Origin of the sequence: Delftia sp. SD018, from assembly GCF_017355445.1 — a bacterium.
In the GTDB taxonomy this organism is placed as follows: Bacteria; Pseudomonadota; Gammaproteobacteria; order Burkholderiales; family Burkholderiaceae_C; genus Comamonas; species Comamonas acidovorans.
The window spans coordinates 1-19,978 of sequence record NZ_JADDRN010000007.1 but is presented as its reverse complement, the minus strand read 5'-3'; the positions used below and the strand labels follow the sequence as shown (position 1 = coordinate 19,978).

General features: G+C 61.0%; 25 protein-coding genes. 15 read left to right on the top strand and 10 right to left on the bottom strand.

Annotated features, from left to right (window positions below; all coding sequences use genetic code 11):
- Positions 1–70 precede the first annotated feature (70 nt).
- Complete coding sequence (locus tag INR38_RS09185) at positions 71–811, bottom strand: discoidin domain-containing protein (RefSeq protein WP_207475836.1); 741 nt, start codon at positions 809–811, stop codon at positions 71–73.
- Between the two features lie 278 nt (positions 812–1,089).
- Here INR38_RS09185 and INR38_RS09180 point away from each other — a divergent pair, with 278 nt between their 5' ends.
- From INR38_RS09180 to INR38_RS09150, 7 genes are read left to right on the top strand one after another with little or no spacing between them, the layout of a single operon-like run.
- Entirely contained in the window at positions 1,090–1,494 is a 405-nt protein-coding gene (locus INR38_RS09180) for a hypothetical protein (RefSeq protein ID WP_207475834.1), read from the top strand.
- Between the two features lie 7 nt (positions 1,495–1,501).
- Positions 1,502–2,395, top strand: coding sequence for a LamG domain-containing protein (locus INR38_RS09175; RefSeq protein WP_207475832.1), 894 nt, complete (start codon positions 1,502–1,504; stop codon positions 2,393–2,395).
- An 8-nt stretch (positions 2,396–2,403) separates the two neighbouring features.
- Entirely contained in the window at positions 2,404–3,510 is a 1,107-nt protein-coding gene (locus INR38_RS09170) for a hypothetical protein (protein WP_207475830.1), read from the top strand.
- Positions 3,504–4,679 carry a hypothetical protein gene (locus INR38_RS09165; RefSeq protein ID WP_207475828.1) on the top strand — a complete coding sequence of 392 codons (1,176 nt, stop codon included), beginning with the start codon at positions 3,504–3,506 and terminating at the stop codon, positions 4,677–4,679. Before INR38_RS09170 ends, INR38_RS09165 begins: the two co-directional genes overlap by 7 nt.
- Positions 4,680–4,688: 9 nt before the next feature.
- A complete protein-coding gene (locus INR38_RS09160) occupies positions 4,689–7,229 on the top strand; it encodes a hypothetical protein (RefSeq protein ID WP_207475826.1) in 2,541 nt (846 codons plus the stop codon).
- Complete coding sequence (locus INR38_RS09155; protein WP_207475824.1) at positions 7,229–7,687, top strand: hypothetical protein; 459 nt, start codon at positions 7,229–7,231, stop codon at positions 7,685–7,687. Before INR38_RS09160 ends, INR38_RS09155 begins: the two co-directional genes overlap by 1 nt.
- The gene (locus tag INR38_RS09150) at positions 7,687–9,528 is read left to right on the top strand and encodes a hypothetical protein (RefSeq protein ID WP_207475822.1); all 1,842 of its coding nucleotides are present in this window, start codon (positions 7,687–7,689) and stop codon (positions 9,526–9,528) included. The genes INR38_RS09155 and INR38_RS09150 overlap by 1 nt, the downstream gene beginning before the upstream one ends.
- Before the next feature lie 31 nt (positions 9,529–9,559).
- On the opposite strand, the gene INR38_RS09145 is transcribed toward INR38_RS09150, so the two are convergent.
- The gene (locus INR38_RS09145; protein ID WP_207475820.1) at positions 9,560–10,273 is read right to left on the bottom strand and encodes a class I SAM-dependent methyltransferase; all 714 of its coding nucleotides are present in this window, start codon (positions 10,271–10,273) and stop codon (positions 9,560–9,562) included.
- A 107-nt stretch (positions 10,274–10,380) separates the two neighbouring features.
- Here INR38_RS09145 and INR38_RS09140 point away from each other — a divergent pair, with 107 nt between their 5' ends.
- From INR38_RS09140 to INR38_RS09125, 4 genes are read left to right on the top strand one after another with little or no spacing between them, the layout of a single operon-like run.
- The gene (locus tag INR38_RS09140; protein WP_016453337.1) at positions 10,381–10,692 is read left to right on the top strand and encodes a holin; all 312 of its coding nucleotides are present in this window, start codon (positions 10,381–10,383) and stop codon (positions 10,690–10,692) included.
- Positions 10,689–11,270, top strand: coding sequence for a lysozyme (locus INR38_RS09135; RefSeq protein ID WP_207475818.1), 582 nt, complete (start codon positions 10,689–10,691; stop codon positions 11,268–11,270). Before INR38_RS09140 ends, INR38_RS09135 begins: the two co-directional genes overlap by 4 nt.
- Positions 11,267–11,515 (top strand): hypothetical protein, encoded by a 249-nt coding sequence (locus INR38_RS09130; RefSeq protein WP_207475816.1) that lies wholly within the window; start codon positions 11,267–11,269, stop codon positions 11,513–11,515. Before INR38_RS09135 ends, INR38_RS09130 begins: the two co-directional genes overlap by 4 nt.
- Positions 11,512–12,021 (top strand): hypothetical protein, encoded by a 510-nt coding sequence (locus INR38_RS09125; protein WP_207475814.1) that lies wholly within the window; start codon positions 11,512–11,514, stop codon positions 12,019–12,021. The genes INR38_RS09130 and INR38_RS09125 overlap by 4 nt, the downstream gene beginning before the upstream one ends.
- Positions 12,022–12,836: 815 nt before the next feature.
- Here INR38_RS09125 and INR38_RS09120 read toward each other — a convergent pair.
- Genes INR38_RS09120 through INR38_RS09095 form a run of 6 tightly spaced genes read right to left on the bottom strand, consistent with a single transcriptional unit; the run spans position 12,837 to position 14,838 of the window.
- Positions 12,837–13,277 (bottom strand): hypothetical protein, encoded by a 441-nt coding sequence (locus INR38_RS09120; protein WP_207475812.1) that lies wholly within the window; start codon positions 13,275–13,277, stop codon positions 12,837–12,839.
- 53 nt (positions 13,278–13,330) lie between these two features.
- Positions 13,331–13,540 carry a hypothetical protein gene (locus tag INR38_RS09115; RefSeq protein WP_207475810.1) on the bottom strand — a complete coding sequence of 70 codons (210 nt, stop codon included), beginning with the start codon at positions 13,538–13,540 and terminating at the stop codon, positions 13,331–13,333.
- Between the two features lie 5 nt (positions 13,541–13,545).
- A complete protein-coding gene (locus INR38_RS09110; RefSeq protein WP_207475808.1) occupies positions 13,546–13,794 on the bottom strand; it encodes a hypothetical protein in 249 nt (82 codons plus the stop codon).
- An 8-nt stretch (positions 13,795–13,802) separates the two neighbouring features.
- Positions 13,803–14,009: a hypothetical protein gene (locus tag INR38_RS09105; protein ID WP_225970989.1), complete on the bottom strand. Its 207-nt coding sequence runs from the start codon at positions 14,007–14,009 to the stop codon at positions 13,803–13,805.
- An 11-nt stretch (positions 14,010–14,020) separates the two neighbouring features.
- Positions 14,021–14,299, bottom strand: a complete 279-nt coding sequence (locus INR38_RS09100; protein ID WP_063325459.1) for a hypothetical protein — start codon at positions 14,297–14,299, stop codon at positions 14,021–14,023.
- A gap of 47 nt (positions 14,300–14,346) precedes the next feature.
- Complete coding sequence (locus tag INR38_RS09095; protein WP_207475806.1) at positions 14,347–14,838, bottom strand: HNH endonuclease signature motif containing protein; 492 nt, start codon at positions 14,836–14,838, stop codon at positions 14,347–14,349.
- A 118-nt stretch (positions 14,839–14,956) separates the two neighbouring features.
- Here INR38_RS09095 and INR38_RS09090 point away from each other — a divergent pair, with 118 nt between their 5' ends.
- Entirely contained in the window at positions 14,957–15,610 is a 654-nt protein-coding gene (locus tag INR38_RS09090) for an SOS response-associated peptidase family protein (protein ID WP_242699011.1), read from the top strand.
- Between the two features lie 1,320 nt (positions 15,611–16,930).
- On the opposite strand, the gene INR38_RS09085 is transcribed toward INR38_RS09090, so the two are convergent.
- Positions 16,931–17,173, bottom strand: coding sequence for a DUF333 domain-containing protein (locus INR38_RS09085; RefSeq protein WP_034394419.1), 243 nt, complete (start codon positions 17,171–17,173; stop codon positions 16,931–16,933).
- A 134-nt stretch (positions 17,174–17,307) separates the two neighbouring features.
- On the opposite strand from INR38_RS09085, the gene INR38_RS09080 reads away from it, so the two are divergent.
- From INR38_RS09080 to INR38_RS09070, 3 genes are all read left to right on the top strand, one after another.
- Positions 17,308–17,595: an H-NS histone family protein gene (locus INR38_RS09080; protein ID WP_012205896.1), complete on the top strand. Its 288-nt coding sequence runs from the start codon at positions 17,308–17,310 to the stop codon at positions 17,593–17,595.
- A gap of 177 nt (positions 17,596–17,772) precedes the next feature.
- Entirely contained in the window at positions 17,773–17,910 is a 138-nt protein-coding gene (locus INR38_RS09075; protein WP_172642938.1) for a hypothetical protein, read from the top strand.
- 710 nt (positions 17,911–18,620) lie between these two features.
- Positions 18,621–19,409, top strand: a complete 789-nt coding sequence (locus tag INR38_RS09070) for a class I SAM-dependent methyltransferase (protein WP_013802150.1) — start codon at positions 18,621–18,623, stop codon at positions 19,407–19,409.
- Between the two features lie 60 nt (positions 19,410–19,469).
- Here the strand turns inward: INR38_RS09070 and INR38_RS09065 are convergent, their stop codons facing one another.
- A complete protein-coding gene (locus INR38_RS09065; protein ID WP_207475804.1) occupies positions 19,470–19,751 on the bottom strand; it encodes a hypothetical protein in 282 nt (93 codons plus the stop codon).
- Between the last annotated feature and the right edge of the window lie 227 nt (positions 19,752–19,978).

The window sequence follows — 19,978 nt, the reverse complement described above, 5'->3', positions numbered from 1 at the left end:
GCCAGTAGGTCTCGATCATTGAGCGGCGCAGTGTGCATTTGAAATCAGCGGCGAGATAAAGCGCGAATTTTTAATTTTTTCGCATTTTATATACCTGATCAAATTGGTATGCGCCGCATCTACCACTTGCAGGTGGATTGCCAGTTCCATTTCCTGGTATCCACTTCCAGCCATATAGATTTGCAGTAGAGCAGGTCAATATTTCGGTGCCCGTTCTTTGGTTGCGGACATCTCTCATGAAGTATGTGGTGCCAAACTGGTAGTCAGAGCATCGTCCTAATTGTGCCGTTCTGTAAACAGTAATTCCATTCGGTTGATTGGTGTGGCAGCTTTCAAAGAGTGTCCCTCCATCATATACTTGGAATTCTCTCCAAGCTACCCAAGAGGGTGAGCTTGTGGTTTGCAGAATGATCACTCGAACAGGGATTTCCAAAAGATTGTTAAATTCAATCCATTGGTTATCACTTGTTTGTCCAGCTACTTCGCCGAAGTCAAACCATTGACCTGCATCATTCCTGCCCCAAATGTGATGCACGGTGTTGCCTGACGGATTTTGCGCAGGGAGCATTCTCAGAATAGAGAACATTCTCTCGGAGCCGAGGTCAATGTCTATCCATTGAGTAGCCCCCCCACCCGCGTTCCAGATGGTATTTGGATTGCCATCCGCAGCTTTGGCCATGTCGGCAACGTTGCCAGATGCGTTTGTGATCGTGATAGGTAGCAGCACGCCGCCGCTTTGTGCGGATGCTCCTGCCGAGAACATTGCGGCAGCCGCACCAATTGACGCCGCCACCATCTTGAATGATTTCATTTGAAACTACTCCTCCAGTCTGTGAAGCTATGCATGCTACTGGAGTTTTTTAGGTAATTTTTAATAGGCTGGCAATTGATGGTGCCGTCCAATAGTTTTAAATTCGTTATTTGGCTAACTATTACTTTGCTAACGATTGAGATTGCGTTGATGTAATTGGTCGCCCACTTCTGTGGAGCGCGTGCCCCGTCCAGGGTTCGCCATCAAGGCCGGCCACAGGAACACTCCATGGTGTCCAAACCATTGCAGCGCCTCGGGCGCGAGCCGGAGCACACACCATGGCAAACACTCTCTACGTCAAGGGGCGCGAGCGCATCCTGCAGGGCCAGATCAACTTTGTGAGCGACACCATCAAGGCGGTGCTGCTCAAGAACTCCTATGCGCCCATCGTGGCCACCGATGAGTTCCTGGCGGGCATTGCTGCACACCGTCTGGGCGCGGACCAGACGCTGGCCGGCAAGACTGTTGCCGGCGGCGCCTTCGATGCGGACGACATCGTGTTCCCCTCGGTGGCTGCGGGCGACACGACCCTGGGCGTGGCCCTGTACAAGGACACGGGCAGCGCCGCCACGTCGCCGCTGCTCGCCATCATCGACCAGATCACCGGCTTCCCGCTGGCCACCAACGGCGGCAATATCGGCGTGAACTGGGACAACGGCGTCAACAAGATCTTCTCCTTGTGAGCCGCGCATGCCAGGGGATTCCGCATTCGCCTCTGTTTCGTTGCTGCTGCACGCCGATGGCGCCAACGGCAGTACGACCCTGACGGATCAATCCATCAACGCCCTGGTGCCGAGTGCACTGGGCGGCGCTCAGCTGAGCACGGCGCAAAAGCGCTACGGGACTGCATCGCTGTTGAGCGGGCAGAGTGCTGGAGCGTTCGCGCGGTATGCCAGCAATCCAGCGTTCGGCTTTGGCACTGCCGATCTGACCCTGGAGTCATCGGTTTTCATTACCGCAGGAACCGGAACGGACCGGAACCTGTTGGACTTCCGCGACGCCAACGGAAGTGACACCATGGTGCTCTTCATCAATAGCGCAAACCACCTGTGTATCTGGACGGGAGCGCTGAGCGGAGATGTGGGCCCGGCGCTTGCGTTGAATACTTGGTACGACTTGGCCTTGACGCGGGCATCTGGCGTATTTCGCGCATTCGTTGACGGCGTGCAAGTTTGGTCTGCAAGCCCTGCAGTGGACTTCGGCGCCAGTCGTCCGCTGGGGGTTGGCGCCGCTGTTTTTTCAGGAAGTGTAGGCACGGGCCTATTGCCCGCCCACATCGACGAAGTGCGCATCACCAAGGGCCTTGCGCGCTACACCAGCAACTACACACCTGCAGGGCCGTTTCCGAACGGTGCCTACGCCATTTCCGGGACAGTGCGTGATGACGCGGATATGCCTGCCAGCCGCACGGTGCGTGCCTACTACCGTGCCACTGGAGCCTTGGCGGGTAGTGCTGTCAGCGACGCTGCGACAGGCGCCTACGAGCTGGGCACGTTGACTGCCGACGAGTGCAGTGTGCTGTTTCTTGATGATGCAGCGGGCGCTGTCTACAACGACCGCGTGCTGCGCGTGACGCCGGGCTGAGACAGGCCATGGCATACACGCCGCCACCGTACAACGCTGCTGACGCGAGTTGGGCGGGCAGTGCCCCTTACACGCCGCCGGCAGCCAATGCTGCGGATATCTCCTTCGTTGAAGAAGTCGGCCGTGCCTCGGGCTTTGTTGCCACAAAGTTCGGCTCCGTGGTGTCGACTGCATGGAATGCCGTTCAGCCATACAGCGTAACCACGGCCTTTGGCACGGCCGATGCGGTGCGAAGCTACACGCCGCTCGGCTTTGTGGCCACGAAGTTCGGCGAGGCCTCGGGCCGGTTTGACCAACGCGGTGAGGCCGCCGGTGTGCAGGCCACGGTGTTCGGAGCGGCCTGGGGCATGTTCAACCAGGTGGGGCAGGCTGCCGGCTGGCGCGCCAGTCAGCTCGGGCGGCCGGTGCTGTATCCGATGTTTGCCGACAGCCTGGGCCGCGTCACGCAGTTCGGCACGCCGGACGCTGGCCAGTTCTGGCGTGCTGCCTACTACACGCCCACCACGCGTTTCGGCATCCCAAGCACGCCTACCGACCGGACGCTGCAGGCCCATGGCGCGGCCCGGACGGTGTTTGGGCGGCCGGTGGCCATCGCTGGCACGCCGGCGCCATCCCGTACGGGCACGGCGCGGGGCTGGCAGGCGAGCCGGTTCGGCCAGGCGCGGGCGGTACCCGACCAGGTGGGGCAGGCGACGGCCTGGCATGCCCCCATGTTTGGCCTGCCGGTCAGCACGGTGCAGGGCCAGGCCCTGGGCTGGGTGGCCACAGCGTGGGGCAGGCCCTCTACAGCAATGCTCGGCACGGCCACGGGCTGGCGCGCGACTCAGGCCGGCCAGCACGCGGCCACCGGCTGGCATCTGGTGAGGCCCTACCGCCCCCGCACAGCGTTTGGCCGACCCGTCGGCGTCGATCCCTGGGGGCACCGGCAGCTGGCCAGCGCGCCACGTAGCCGCTTCGGCCGCCCGCGGGCTTGGACGGCGTTCGGGCACCAGGCCGCAGGCGGCAGCGTCGTCACCTTCGGCGTGTCACAGCTGGTGCAGGGCCACCTGGTCGTGTCTGCTGGCCGGCGCACGCATTTCGGCATGCCGACCCTTCAGAGAGACAACCAATGCTGACGTTCCAGAAATTCTCCGGCATCAACAACGTGCTGCCGCCCCACCGCCTGGGCGAGTCCGAGCTGGCCCGGGCCGTCAACTGCGACATCGGACTGAGCGGTGAGTTGCGCCGGCGAGCGGGCTTCACGCAGCTGGATGCCACCTGCCACAAGAACCTGCATGAGCGCCCCGACGGCGTGCTGCTGGCCACGCACGAGGGCAATGCCCTGGTGGCGCGGGCGGCCGGTGGCGCTGAGACCACCGTGCACCCGCTGCTGGGCCCCGAGCGGGTCTGGTACTGCGATCTGCCCGACGGGCGCACGCTGTTCAGCAATGGCGCCATCGCCGGAGCCACGCGCGGTGGAGCGGGCCAGGGCTGGGGCGTGCCGCTGCCCGATGCCGTGGGGACGGCCCAGGGCGTGCCCGGCAGCCTGCACCCCGGCCGCTACCGCTGGGCGCTGACGCATGTGCGGTTGGCTGATGGGCTGGAGGGCGGCGCCGTGGTGAGCGAGCCGGTGGATCTTCCCGACGGTGGCTTGGTGCTGATGGACCTGCCGGTCCTGGCCGGGCATGGGCTGCGCGTGTACCTGTCCAGCCGCGACGGCGAGGCCTTCTACCTGGCCGGTGATGCCGTGGGCAGCATGTTCTCATTCACCGGCGCCAATGCGGCTCTGGCCCTGCCATGCGCCACGCTGGACTGCGCGCCGCTGCCTGCCGGCATCCTGCCTGCGTTCTGGCGCGGTCGCGTGCTGGTGGCCCGGGGCGATGTGCTATACGCCTCGCAGCCGCACCGCTGGGAGCTGGGTATTCCTGCGCGCGACTTCAAGCGTTTCTCGGCCCCGATCACGCTGGTGCAGCCGGCAAACAACGGCATCTGGGTGGGCACGCAGCAGGAGCTGGCCTTTCTGGCGGGCACGGCCTTTGACGCGCTGGCCTACCAGCAGGCCGTACCCGCCCGCGTGGTGCTGGGGTCGGGCGTCGCAACACCGGCCGGCATGGTGCGCGCGGGCGAAGACATCCTCGACGCTGCAATGCTGTGCATCGCCGACGGCGTGATCGTGGCCGGCACGCACCAGGGCGGCGCCGTGCGGCTGACCGAGTCGCGCTACGCCACTGCAGCTGTGGAGGTGTCGGCCACACTGCGCATGGTCGACCGCGTGCCGCAGTACCTGGCCGTGCCGCAGGCATAGGGACAAGGCATGCAGGACCCCTTTGCCTTCATCGATGGCCGCCACCGCCACCCCACGGCGCTGACGGTCTACGGCGACGGGCTGCCGCCGGGCACGGCCCGGCTGATGGCAGATGCCTATCGGCTGTTCTGCCTGCGCGCGACGACGACCATCGTGGACCACATTGACGAGGCCCTGGTGCTGGGCGATGGCAGCAAGATGCGCGTGGTGCGCAACGGGCCAGACGATCGGATCTACATCGAGCCCGCCGAGGAAGAGGGTGGGGGCATCCGGATACCGCACGGGTTCATGGTCGAGTCGCCCTGGTCCACGCCCTTGATCTATCGGCGCGAAACGGTCGAGGGTGGCACGCAATGGGTCGTCGATGACGCCGCCGTGCCCCAGGCAGAAAACGGCATCGTGCAGGACAACCAGGCGGTGATTGAGCTTGAAGACGAGGCCGTCGTGTTGCCCATGGTGCCGTCAGGCCGCGAGTTCTGGGACTGGTTCGTGCATGACAGTCCGGTAGTGGGCGACGCCACGCGGGCACTGGCGATCAACCTGTCCTACCCAGACGAGGCGGGAGGCAACGCGGCCCATGTGCCACACCCTTGCCATGTTGCGCTGGGGAGCCAGGTGGTCGATGAGGACGGCCAGGTGCTCTACACCGTGGAGCCTGTGCTCGACAACCAGGGCCAGAGCATCGGAGAGATGCTCCCGCACGCCTCTGATGCGCGGGGGGTGTTGCTGGCGACGAACCTCTATGACAAGCATCTGGTATCGCAGACGTTTGACATCTATGAAGTGACCATGATGGCGGAGCATGTTGAGCGGATTAAAGCCGAGCAATATGCGCGCAAAGCCCGAACTCAAAGGCGCTTCAATCCAGCCATCAACCCTGGTGCAGTGGATGTTGTCAATGAAATAAAAAATACGCTGGACCGCGACGCAGACGCGACAGTTTTTGTGCAGCAGGCCGATTTTGTCAGCGAATCTTCAGGGGTTCCTGGGGTTTATCAAAAACTTGAAGGATCTACTTCGCTGCAGTTGGTGGATCAGTATGGATACGACAACGCTCCAAAGAATGGCTTTGGACGCTGGAATATTTCATGGGTGGATATTGGAGTCGAGCCAGAAAAAGGGGAGGCTGCACGAATGGTGCGAATCCTCCAAGTTAAAGGTTCGCCCATTGTGTACCCGGATCTATTTGCACTTCCAGAGCAGGGAGTAGGCTATGCAAAATTGATTTTGGATAGCTCATATCCTTACCAATATATGTGGGCGGCGGGAGATCTGCTTTGTGTGGCTAAGAATTATCAGAGCAATGCCAATCTCTGGCGATATGGCGTTGTCAGCAATCAGTTGAAAGTGCGTGCGATCGAACGCAAGCAAAACGTGTCGAATTCTGCGGCCTCCATAGACTTGGGTTGGTATGCCGTGCCGATCCTTGCCGGAGCGGTGAGCGCCGAAATGGGTGGGCGTATCGAGTATGTGAGCAAAAATATTGACGCCACCGGATGGTCGGTGCTTTCGGATAACCAAGATTACTACTTTTCATATGCATCATACCCGGGGCGCGGCTATGAACTGCCTTGGTATGAGTTTCCAGATTTCCCCGTCGGTGGGACCGTTGCGCAATATCTGGATGCCTTCAATGCGGCGGCCAGTGCAAACGCGTACCCAGAGTTGGTTCAGATCTACAACAGAATCTTGGCCGAGACCGGAGAGAAGGTTTCCGTCGAGGAGCTCATGCGCAATGACATCAGCTACCAGTACACGACTCGCTATGTGATTGAGCATGACTACCGAGCCCAGTTCATGGCGGCAATCTGCGTGAGCGTTGAGCAGCAGGACAACCGTTGGGTGCAGAACGAGGATGCTGTGCGAGGGCAGATGAGGCCAGTGGGCGAGCCGTCCTATTCAGTGCGTGTCTTTTTTGAGTGGCGCTGGCGTGATGCCGTCGGTGAAAAGCAGTTGGCATCTGCGGCATTCAAGCGCTACCCCTACGAGTGCCCGATGCAGCGCATTACCAATCCTTTCACATGGCCGGCAGCAGACCCCAACAAGGACATCAATTGCCTCTTGCCGCCGCAACTCGGAGTCACGCACGAGCTGCTGGACCAACTCACCAATCTGTCGCGCCATCAGGGCGTTTCACCCTATCTGGCGGCCCAGGATGCCGGATTCCCGGCGCAGATGGACAGCGAGACTGGCATCGAGTGGTCCGAGATGGAAAACGGCCAGGAGTATCCGCACAACCGCATGGCCACCGGCATGCTTTATGCGCGCACGCTGCGGCTGGCGGATTTCGACAGCGCCTTCAAGCTGCTCAAGCAACTGAAGATCGACTGCCGAGAGGGCGATCGCCAGATCGTTGAGCCGGGACAGGAAGAGCTGTATCCGCGCTGGTTTTACTGCCCCGAGCTTGGCGAGGCGGTCGAAAAAGGCGTCTTCCACATTGAGCTGCGGGATGGCCAGCTTGTGACCTGGTCGGACGCGATACCGACCAAAGACGAAGACACGGTGCGGCCCTCGCCTGAGGATCGCGAAATCACGCTCAGGAGGGTCTGATGAACACCATTTGCATGAACACCATGACGGGCGCCGTGACCGAGTACGACGGCTTTGCGTTCCAGAGCATCACGCCGCGCTACGCCGGCAGCGTCAACGGCCTGTTCGGCCTGGGCGGCGACAGCGATGCTGGCCAGCCCATTCAGGCAGAGGTGCTGACTGGCCGGATGCTGTGGGGCGATGCACGCAAGAAGTTCGCGCCCACGGTGTGGTTCTCGATGCTGGGCACGGGTGCTGGTGCTGGTGCCGGTGTGGAGGAGGGCGAGCTGCTGGTCCAGGGCCAGAGCGGCTCCTGGGTCTACCGCTTTGCCGTGCGGCCGGCGGGAGAGTCGCGGGCCCAGCCCGGTCGCGGCATCCGCGAGAACTACCTGGCCTTTGGCTACCGGAACGTCGATGGCGTGGATTTCCAGATTGATTTGATCGAAGTGGGCGATGTGTCGTCCAAGAGGAGAGTGTGATGGCAAGCCCCGCAGAAGTAGTCGCGCAGCAGTTTTCCATGGCCAACGCCTATGCGAGCGAGACCCGCACGCAGGCCGATGCCTTCTTGGCCCAACTGGGCAGTTCGTTGTACACGCCTCCCGCGCTTGCCGTGAGTTGGCAGGCTGTGGAGGCGCCGCCGGCCTTGATCCCGCCGGCGCGGCCGCCCGCGCTGGACGACATCCTGGGCTACGACATCGACGAGACGGTGCTGGGGGACAAGCCGGCCCCGTTCACGGCTGTGCCACCCACGGTTGATATCGACACGGACTTCGAGCCCGCGCCACTCATCGGAGATGCGCCCACGCTGACCTTCGGCGTTGTGCCAACGATTCCGGCTGTCGCTGATGTCGATGTGCCAGATGCTCCAACCGTGAGCATGCCCGCGCTGCCCACCATGCTGGGCCTGAACACGCCGACATTCGCCGGCGTGGATCTGCATGAGGACTTCCTCGAGAAGCTGGAGAACGTGCCTACGCTGGACCTGGTGGCGCCTACACCCTACAGCTACACGCCGGGGCCGAAGTACGCCAGCGCGCTGATGACGGCGCTGCAGGACTCGCTGCGCGCGCGCTTGGCCGGCGGCACGGGCCTGGCGCCGGCGGTGGAGCAGGCAATATGGGACCGGGCCCGCGACCGGGAGACCGGCACGGCCCAGGCCGCGATCGACGATGTGATGCGCCAGTCCGAGGCCCTGGGCTTCGGCTTCCCGGCCGGTGCCACGCACGCGGCGCTGCTACAGGTGCGCCGGGACTACCACAGCACCCTGTCGGGCCTGTCGCGCGACGTGGCCATCAAGCAGGCGGAGCTGGAGCAGGCCAATCTGAAGGACACCGTGGACCAGGCCCTGCGACTGGAAGGCATGCTGATCGACGAGGCGCTGAAGCTGGAGCAGATCAGCTTTGAAGCCTCCAAGGTCTATGCCGAGAACGCCATCGCCATCTACAACGCCCAGGTCGGCCACTTCCAGGCGCTGATGCAGCGCTTCCAGACACTGGCCTCGGTCTACCGCACCATCATCGATGCCGAGCTGTCGAAGGTCGAAGTGTTCAAGGGACTGCTGCAGGCCGAGCAAACGAAGGCAGACCTGAACCGCGCGCTGGTAGAGCAGTACCGTGCTGAGGTGGAAGGGCGCATGGCCGTGGTGCGGCTGTACGAGGCCCAGCTGGGCGGCCTGAACACGCGCATGCAACTGGAGCGCACCCGCATCGAGGCTGCGGCCGAGTCGATCCGCGGCTACGTGGCCAGCGTGAACGCCGAGACGCAAAAGCTCGAAGCCTGGAAGTCGGAGGCCAGCGCCAATGTCGAGATCTACCGGGCCAAGTCCGCCGCCTTCGGCACCGTGGTTTCCGCTCAGGGCGCAAGCGCTCAGGCCAAGCTGGGCATCTTCGAGGCCCTGGTGCGCGCCAAGTCCGAGGAGTGGCGCGGGTACTCTGCGCGTGTTGATGCCGAACGGGCGCGCATGCAGGCGCTGTCGGGCAAGGCCGCCGTCGTGTCCGACGTCTACCGCGCCGATGTGGCGCGCTACGAGGCCGATGCCGGCATTGCAGCCAAACGCTGGGAGACTCAGATCAAGCAGTACGAGGCTCAGCAGAACTACACCATCAGCGCCTGGAAGATCAACACCGACACCGTCAACGCGATGAACCAGGCCCGGCTGGACGCCGCAAAGACCGGCGCGCAGGTCTATGCACAGATGTTCAGCAGTGCGCTGAGCCGCATCAGCACGCAGGCTCAGGTCAGCTCGGATGGCCGCACCAGCGTGTCGTACAACTACAGCAATAAGACAACATCCCCTGCACCGACCATAACTTTGGCTTGATTCAATAGCTGTTTCGATTCACGATATTTTCTCAAAGAATCTTGACAGCTACCTGTTCGTGAAATCTATTGAAGCAGAGATATTTATAACTCAATCCTTGTTCAGAAATGAACTCCTGGAAAGCTTTGTATTCGCCATGCTCCCATTCTGGATAGTTAAAATACTCATCAAATACAATCACGCACCCTGATTTTATTCTGTCTGATAGCTCTGTAAGCACATATTTTGTCGAAGAATAAAGATCGCAGTCTATATGTAGCAATGCGATATCCTGACCATGTGTTTTCAAAAATTCTGGCAGAGCTTCATGGAACCATCCTTTCCACAGTCGCACATTGTGACCAACCTTTGGTAGCCCGTTAACGGCGAAATGCCCTTTTTTGAAGCCATCCCTCCATCTTTCTGGAAGTCCTTCAAACGAGTCAAAACCGTGAATTTGACCATTTACATATTTAGCGATGTGATTTATTGTTCTGCCCGAAAATACACCAAACTCAAGGACTAATTTATCGTTTAAAATTTCTGCAGAATGTATGGCTTTGGTTAGTACGTCAATCTCACTCGTTTCAGAATCCACCCCGCGCAAGTTGGACAAGACATATTCCGCCGTACTTAGAGTTGCCAAGTGCTGCAAGGCGCTCGATATATCTTGATTTCCTGGCATTGGACTTTTGCGTATCTCATGACGAATGAGAAGGCGTAAAGGCGAGCTGATTGCCAAAGCTGCTTGCTTAATGATGTGCATGTGACCTCTCTGCTTAAGGGGGCAATCATGCCTCAAGACATTGTTTTCACGCCAGCGCCCCCGTGTAGGGTTCGCCAGCGCGGCCCGGCCCCGGAATCATCGGGGCTATGAAAACTGAAACCCTCGACACGCTCGCAACGGCAGGCAGTCGCACCACCGGCGGCGGGGCTGTCGTCGGCTTTCTCGGCTGGCTCGCCTCTTCCCAGGCTATCGGCTTGCTGGGCATCTGCATTGCGCTTCTGGGCACCTTGGTGAACTGGTACTACAGGCGGGAGGCCAGCAGGCGTGCCACAGCCAGCCGACAAGAGGAAGCTGCCGAGCATGCGCTTCGCATGGAGCTGATGCGCAAGACCGGCATCCCGCTCCGGCCAGTGCATGACGAGCCCGATACATCTCCAACCGACATGGGGGTGTTGTGAGCAAGGCCCCGCGCACCGCCGTCGCCGCGCTCACCATCTCGGCCGCCGGCCTGCTGGCCACGCTGGGCGTTGAGGGCTTCCGGCCTGACCCGCACATCCCGACGCAGGGCGACCGGCCGACCATAGGCCACGGCTCCACGGTCTACGAGGACGGCACGCCCGTGCAGCTGTCCGACCCGCCGATCAGCCGCGAGCGTGCGCTGCAGCTGGTGCGCAGCCACACATCCAAGGACGAGGCCATGTTCCGAGACAGCCTGCCGGGCGTGGCCCTGTACCAAGCGGAATACGACCTCTATCTGGACTTCACCTACCAGTACGGCATCGGCGCCTGGCGCACCAGCCCCATGCGCACGCGGCTGCTCGCCGGGCAGTTCGCACCCGCCTGCCAGGCCCTGCTGGGCTATCGCTTCATGACCAGCCCCAAGCGCGAGGGGGCGGGCTGGGAACCCTACCAGTGGGACGCGGCCGGCCGTCCGAAGCGCTGGCGCTACGACTGCAGCACCCCAGGCAACCGCATCTGCCGCGGCGTCTGGACCCGTCAACAGGCGCGGCACGCCGCGTGTATGGAGGCCCAATGAAATCTCTCCTGATTGCCGCAGGCTTTGCACTGGCCGGCTGCACCGTGGTCCCGTCTGGCTCTGTGCTGCAGGCCTGTCGCGTGATCGAAATTGCTGCCGCTGAAGCCGAGATGGCGCCGGCCTGGTACATCGGCGCGGGCCAAGTGCTGGAGCGCTGCGGCTTGCCTGAGGCCCGCGACCGCGCAGAGCAATCCGCATGCGCGGCCCAGCGCCGCAACGGCTACCGATGCGAGGCCCAGCCATGATCCCCGCTTTCTACACCCATCTGGCCGCTGCCGGCGCGGCCCTTGCCATCGGTGCCGGTGGCGCCTGGTGGACTCAAGGTCAGCTCTACGGCCTGCAGATCGAGCAGCTGCAGCACCAACAGACCAGCGCCGAACTCAAAACCACGCGCCAGGCAGTGGCCGACATGGCCGGATTGCAGAAAGGGATAAACGATGCACTCGCAACCTTCCAGGCCACGGGCCAGCGCAACGCGGCCGCGCAACAGGATCTTGACCGCAGCCTGCGTGACTGGCGCAGCACTGTTGCAGGCATGCGGGGCGACTTTGCCGGCCTCCCCGAGCGCATCGCTGGAGCTGCCCAGCCCGCCCTCGCTCAGTACGCCTCAACCTGCACAGCCGTACTCCAAGAGCTGGCAGACCGAGGTGGACGCATGGCAGAGCGCGGTGCAGACATCGCGCGATCGGCTGATGGCCACGCCGCTGACGCCGCGCTGATCCGGGATTCTTGGCCGAAGGTGGTGCGCTGACCGAAGTGCATTACTCCTGTGGGGGAAATAATGGATTGTTTACGATTGGCAAGAGCCTATGATCAACAGAGAATGTAACCGCTCAACGCATGAATTAGCCGTATTACTCCTATTTTTGTGCAGAACTGGCTGAGCGAATAGTCAGGCAGTGGTAATGCCTAAAAAGCGAGATTGCAATCAAGAAGAAAATAATTCCGACATAATCGGCAGCTATTTGCTCAAATTGAACTGTTCCATTGCCATTTCCGCCTGGACAGATATGCGGCGTATACGCTTGGCAATGTTCCCATTTCCATGAGTAAAAGATGGGGAAAATTATTGGCAAAACTTGCACTCCTATCCAGTCTCGCCACACGGACGGCTCAATAATACGATTGCGTATGATTTTCCAACATTTAATATTGTGGTCTGTATCTTTGCACGATAAAGGGAAGCCAACATATAGGATGAACCAAACAATACAGGCTAGCCCTAGTGACAAACCGAATCCGAATGAAAAATGTTCGTATTCCGTGGCATATACTCCCCAAAGCGATCTAATGGAATAACCTGCTTTGTTGAGCGGGAATGGAAAGCTTGTTGCGAACCGGCATAGCTGAGCGCAGATTAGTACTGTGGAAAATGTAATGAATAGGACGGCCCATTTGGATCGTTTAACTTCAAGACGGAATCTATCGCACATAGTGGTTGACATTAAGGAGTAGTGGTTTGCATAGCCCTCTGCTGCAGTAATTGGTTGGGGCGAGGCCTACGAGGTGCGGCTGCTGGCCGCGCTGATGGGGTGCACGCAGCCGCTCGAGCGATAGGCCAAGTTTTTAGTCAACAAACCACTGCATCGGGTGGTAGACAAGAGTTTTGCTTACCAGCACGCCATCACTGATCCGCACGTTTGATTGCGAGTACTGGCCCTGGGTGTTGATGGTGAAATCTGCGCTTTGCGGAGGGTTGGCCACAGCCGCGAAGTTGGCGCCCATGGAGTTGTCGATCAGAAGCTGCATTCCGCTAACGCAAATCACGCCTTGAGAAGCATCGAATTTGACGGCAACTTGGTTGCACAACACTGACCAATTGTGAGTTCCAGGCGCAGTGACAACCACTTTGACAGACGCGCCATTGTTTACCGCAGTTCGAAGGGATTGGAGTGAGCCGGCAGTGGTGTTCCCGCTTGCGTCATTCGCGTAGACCAGTGTCCACGCGTGCGATGCAGTTGCACTGAGAGTCACGGCTGCGACGGCGAGAGCTTTTCCAAGGTGCATGATTGTTTCCACATGTAAAGGAAACGGCATTGTAGGCTGGCGTCTTTCGCAAATCAGTCCTCGGGGCACCTCTCCATAGCCCAGTCCAGCGCATCAGCCGCAGTGGGGTGCGGCCCGTCGAACGCGCGGATGCCGCGCTCATCGTCCCAGGCGCCGCCCTCCCAGCGGCGCGCAGTCGGGAAGGGCAGGCGGTCGTAGTCCACGACGCAGGCGTACCAGCCCGGCGCCGTTGGCGACCCGCCCCAGGTCATGCCATCAGCCATGGCACTCAGCCTGCAGACAGTTCCAGTTGCTCGGCGCCGCGCCCTACCCAATGCCAGAATTGATTGCGGCCGTGCGAATAGCGCTGCAGTTCAAAAGTGATGCGCACTCGGCCTGCAAGCAGGGTGTCAATCTCACTGGTTATGTACTGCGGCTGCCCACGCTCGGGAGGGGGCAGCAGGCGCTGAGCTGCCGACATCTCTTCGCCGCGCACTTTTGCGATCACGCCGCGTTCGATCTGGTGTTGGTTTTGCATGGTGAGCTTCAGAAAGGGGCCGGCGACCGGTCCACGGAGACCGGGCCACAGCCGCTGTACACGCGGTCGTCTCCCGGGCCCCAGACGACGAACCAATCGCTGTGGATTTGCTCGATGCGATAGTCCTCAGGCAACCCTGGCAGCACCTGCTGTGTTGGCCAATCCAGCCATTTCGGGTAGGTGAGCAGCGTCGGAAATTCTTCGTACTTGAGCATGACGAACTCCATCAGTAGTCGAACTCGCAGGACCACTCCTGCGCGTGCCATGCGCGGTCACAGTGCTCCAACCCGCTGAACTTCATCTTGCCCGCGCACGCATAGATCAGGCGGGGCTCGAAGAGCTGGTTCTTGCGGTCGTCTCCGAGGATGCGAAGCACGGGGACGGTCCGCTTCTCGCCAGGCACGGGTGCGTGCAGCAGGTCCAGCTCGCCCCTGACCTCTTGCTGTGGTCCGCGGTGATAGCTGCGCGCGCCTGCCTCGCGGAGGATGGTGACTTTGACTTTCATGACTGTATAAATATACAGTAACACTATGCGTAAGTCAGCGTGCACTTCTACAAAGTGTTCCCCTCGTGCATCGATCGCTTCGCTTCGACGTAGGCTGCGTGAGCCTCTTCCGGGGTGTTGTACAGGCCGAGGTGATGCGTCTTGCCATGCACATGGAGAAAAGCCCGCCACCTGTTTTGGTGAGGGGAGACGCCGAGCAGTCCAGACTTGTTGCCCGCCTTGGCTGAGCGAAGGTTTTGAGTGTTGCGAAAGCGATCCGCCAAACGAAGGTTGGCGATCCTGTTGTCATCCCGGGCTCCATTGATGTGGTCGACTTGATCGGGCGGCCAAGCCCCATGAACGTAGAGCCATGCCAAGCGATGGGCGTAGTACAGCTTGAAGTTGATGCGGATTGCGATGTAGCCGCTCCGCATCTTTGCCCCCACCTGTGTCCCGGCCTGGTAGCGCCCCATGCGAACAAGGCGCTCAAATTGGCCAGTATCTGGGTCGTACTTCAGCAAAGATCGCAATTGGATGTCAGTGAGAGCTTCGCTTGTCATGGTCAGATGTCAGAGATGTAGAGAGTGAGGATGGGAAGGGCAGTAGTTTGGGTCATCACCAACGGAGGCCGCTATCTGTAATCGCTACAACACCCCACGAGAGACCGAGATCGAGCGCATGTGGCGGGTCGGCCGGCAGGCGCCACTGCCATGGTGGAAGCCGCACGTCACGCCGCTGGCCCTGGGTCCGTACATCAAGCCTGGCGGAGAGATGGAGGTGGGGCAGTGGGGCATGATCCCGCGCAGCTCGAAGACGCGGCGGCCCATGACGGCCGATGGCAAGCCGATGAGCACGAACAACGCTCGGCGCGAGACGCTGGCCAAGTCTTGGACGTTCGCACCGGCCTGGCGCGCGGGCCAGCGCTGCCTGATTCCGGTGGAGAGCTGGGTGGAGCCATACTGGGGTCTCGGGTCGCGCAATGTGTGGTGGTCGTTCCGGCGGGTTGATGGCGAGCCTGCGGCCCTGGCAGGCCTGTATTCGGAGTGGGTGGACCCAGCGACGGGCGAGGTCGTTCCCAACTACACCATGATCACGCAGCCCGCAGACGGCCACCCGGTGCTGTCGCTGATGCACCGGCCAGGAAAAGAAAAGCGGGGCGTAGTGATGCTGGAGCCTGGCGAGTGGGATGCTTGGCTGCACGGCACACCGGACCAGGCAGATGCGTTGATCGAGCTGCCGCCGCTTGGAGTGTTGTGCTCAGGTGCGGAAAAGCCGGAGGAGGAGGCGCTGCTGCCGCCTGAGCAGCTGCAGGCGCTGCGTGCGGAAACCTGAAGCGACCCGAAGTCTCACCAAAAAGACAGCCCGCAATGCGGGCTTTTTGGTGTCCAGCTTGGCGTAGGTTTTGGCGTAGGTTTCTGCAGGGAATCGCCGTTTTCAGAGGAGGCTTACGTTCTGCCATTGAACGACGCCCGCTTCTACTGGTGGATCAGCATCTTACGCGATGCCGGCATTTGACCCAATGCGGAGCGCTCCGCATCTTCAATGTCCTGTACTTGATGCCGCAACTGCATAAGCCTCTGCTTGGTCGCCTGAACCTTGGCGCCGCTGGCGCTTCGCTGTGCGCACCCGATGTATGCCCGCCTTGCATCTCTACAAAGCTGGCCAAAACCGCAAGCGGACCCCGCAAAAAAGAAGCCCGCCAGCGGTGCTGCGAGCTTGTGAATGCCTGCGACGTGCAGGCACGGGGAAGAAAAAGTCCGGTGCCCTTTTCAGGGCATGCCTATGAATTCCAGGAGGAGAACCATGAGTCAACCATAGGCCCGGCTGTTAACCGCATTTCAGCTCGTGACCGGGAGCATCGGCCCTGCCAGCGTGGAGATGTACAGCGAGATGAGGGTCACGACGGACCAGAAAAATGTGAGGAAAATATGTCGCATCACAATCCCCTTCAAGTCATTGAACAAGTGCGCGAACCGCCCGAATGCAAGCCTTCGCAAAACGTCGCAAGGGGCTGCGAGATCTGGTGCTGCGCAACTGAATGAGCTGGTAGCTGCCCCTTACCGGAAAGGCATCCAGAAGACTCCGGTGGTAGCGGGCATCAGGGTCCGGATTGAAAGACTCACTCGGTACGACTTGACTCATGCTTATCTCCATCAGCAGGGAATTGCGGGTCTCGGGACTGACGCTATTTCAACTGCTTGTGAGGCTTCCCTGTGCGAGCCAAGTAAGGGTGCTCATGTAGGTCGAGCATGCCCCGTATGTATGAGTTCTTTCGACACGGTGTCCGCTTGGAACTGCGGCCGTTGAAGGGGCAACGAAAAGGGCCCGCAAGCGGCGAAGCTGCGGGCCCTGGAAGAAAAATGCCGATGCCGTGGTGGCGTGCCTGGGGAAGGGATTTGAGAGGGAGGGAGGAGAAAGTTCCCAGGCTCGGCGGAATCCGTTGCTGGCCAGTATGCAGACCTTTTCTGAAGGAAAGCTTTACGTCGTGTAAAGAAGTTGCAGGTCTGCTGCGTGATGCAGGTGGAGCGTGGCTTGATTGCAGCCGGGTTCGCACCTGCTCCGAGCGTATAGCTGTGCATTTGCGCTGTGCATCCGCGCAGTGACGGCGGGGCGTTAACGGCTTGCGTCTGTTTCGTGCAGAGCGCTATCCCACTACTTGGCCGGATGGTCCTTGCGGTACAGCGTCCACTCTTCCATTTCCGTGCCGTTCGGCAGCACGCAGATGCCTTCCTGGCCCTGGGGCGTCTTCTCCATCCGAACTTGTCCGCCGATTTCACCGCAATAGACCGATGCGGGATTGGCCATGCCCACGGAGGGGGCGAGCTTCTGTTGGGCGCATGCGCTGAGCGCCAGGGCCACAAGCGCGATTCCTGAGAGTTCCAGTGCTTTGTTCATTGCGCCACTCTATACCTCTGGAGGTTGGGAGTGTTGTTGCGTCCGCAACCTTCAGTTTGCGATGCAAAGGTATGTCAGTGCGGCATTTTGTGCATAGAATGCTGACTCGCTAGCATACAACCCAAGAAAAGTCCATGACACCTGATTACAAGACGCTCCTGCAGCAAAAGGCAGAGATCGAAGCACGCATCGCCGAAGTCCTGAAAGCCGAAAAAGGCGGGGCCATCGCCAAGGTTCGCGAGCTCGTCCAGCAATTCCAATTGACCCAGGAAGATGTGTTCAGCACGGGCAAGCGCAAGTCGCCCGTCGGTGCAGGCGTGCCCAAGTACCGTGATCCGTCCACTGGCGCAACGTGGACTGGCCGGGGCAAGCCTCCTGCGTGGATCAAGGATGCAGTGGACCGCACTGCCTTCGAAATCTGACCAACAGCCCGCACTCGCGGGCTTTGTCTTTTCTGGCCACTTGCGCTCAGTGGGCCCACGGCAGTTCACAAGCGTCACCTTGCGCCAAGGCCGACGCTCTTGTCATGCTCTGCGCTGATTGCCTTAGCTGTGCTTGTCCGACAGGGCCGGTCCCGCGCGGCGACCATGCTTGAGGCCATGAACAAACCTACTCCCAACACCCCGGGCCAAGTGCCCACCTCGTCGTCCCGCAACCGGTTCGCCACCAAGCGAACCATGTACATCGTTGCCGCTATCGTGGCTGTGGCACTGGTGATCATGTTTGTGCCCTGGTAGGCGCGCATCGACGTCCCGCTCCCGCGCCCGCTCATGTCCGCAAGGGCATGAGAAAGCCCGTCATCTGGCGGGCTTTCGTTTTGGGGAATCGCTTGCCTCAGTGCGCGTGGTGCGCCGTGGGTGCTTGCGCCGGGGGGAGTTGGGCCAACTTCTGCGAGCAGTCGCTGCACACATGCCACGCGTGGAATTGGCGGGCTCCTGTGGCGGGTTTTTCCTGTTCGCACTGGATGCAGAAGACGGCGGGGGCCAGGTCCATGAGCCGGATCGGCTCTCGGCCTTTCTTGGGACTACGCATAGCTCTCCTTCAAAGTGTTGCTCCTCGGTATCCATTGGGCGCCGGGTTGGGAAAGGCCGGTCGTCAGCGGGCGCGCCATGGCGCAGCAGAAGCCAGCGCCATCGAGGGTGCGTGTTCAACTTACAGCCAAGCCGTCTCACGGTTGTGACTTCCGCATGACCGTGTGGGGAACGCGCCGCAGCGGTTTGACAGTGCAATTTGCGCAGTCTTAGAATTTGCCTCTTCCATTCCTGCGACCGCTGCGAGCCTGACATGAACCTGTGACGCCTTCGGACCCTAGTCCGACCGATCCCCCCGAAGCCCATTCCCGGCCCACGGCGGACGCCCGCGTCACCACCTGCATGCCCGTTGACTGCTCCGCGTTTTCTGAACGCAATCTCGCGTCGCCGTGCGGCCTCTTTATGAAAGAGTGCCCATGACAGAACCCATCGACATCCTTGCCCACAACACCGCCGCCTGGAACCTGCAGGCAGCGAAAGACTGCGACTGGTCGCGCCCGGTCGACAGCGCTGAAATAGCCCGGGCCCGTGCCGGAAGCTGGCAGGCGCGGCTCACGCCCGGCCCCTTGCCAGCGGGCTGGCTGGATGATGTGCGCGGCCTGCGCATCCTCTGCCTTGCCGGCGGCGGCGGCCAGCAGGGGCCCATTCTTGCTGCGGCGGGCGCGCAGGTCACCGTGTTCGATGCCTCTGCCGGGCAGCTTGCACAGGACCGTCATGTGGCGCAGCGCGAAGGCCTTGCGCTGACCTGCGTGCAGGGCGATATGCGCGATCTGGGCGTTTTTGCAGATGCCGGCTTCGATGTGATCTTTCACCCCATCTCCAACCTCTACGTGCCTGATGTGCGGCCCGTATGGCGTGAATGCGCGCGGGTGCTCGCGAAGGGTGGGCGCCTTCTGTCCAGCTTCTGGAATCCGGTGGTCTTCGTGGAGGACCGCGATCCCGCGTTGCGCGAGCAAGGGCTCATGCGGCCTGCGCGGCGCCTTCCGTATTCCGATGTGGTGGATTTGCCGCCCGCAGCGCTTGATGCCAAGCGGGAGCGCAATGAGGCGCTGGTGTTCGGCCATACGCTGGCCGATCAGATCGGCGGCCAGCTGGATGCGGGGTTGGTGCTGACGGGCTTTCATGAAGACTGGCAGCCCCATGCCCGTTTTGTGATCGAGAAGTTCGTGCCGACCTTCATTGCGACACGTTCGGTGAAACTCTGAAGGTACTGCTGCCTGGCCTTGACGCCCTCAGGTCGGCCTTAGGTCTCCCTCAGGTCGCCCTCAGGTGCGCAAGGCCGGTGTCCAGGGCTGTTGCTGGGCGGGTTCGGTCACGGGCTGCGCCGGCTTCGGTCGGGGTGCTGGGCCCTTGGCCTGGGACGATGGCTGGGCCTGCCGTGCTTGCTCGGCGCCGGATTTGGCCAGCAGCATCATCACGGCCATGCAGATCAGCGTCAGCATGAGCACCACGCAGATGGGGCCCAGATCCACGGAGGCGATGTCCAGCCCCTTCAGCGACTGCCAGCGTTCTGAGCGTACTTCCAGTGGTTCTTCGGGATCGGCCATGGCACCTCCACTGCGTTGAGTGTGGACACATGCTAGGCGTAAGTGAGCATGCAAACAATATGGGGACTTCGCCAGGATGTGAGGGTATACAGCAGCACCGGCTCGGTTGGCTTCACGCTGGAAGGCTCTTTCCGCTGCTGCCGTGTGACAGCTACTTGACCCACATCAACTGCACCGCCACAGCCAGGGCGATGGCCAGCAGCCCAAGCAGCACGGCCATTGCCACG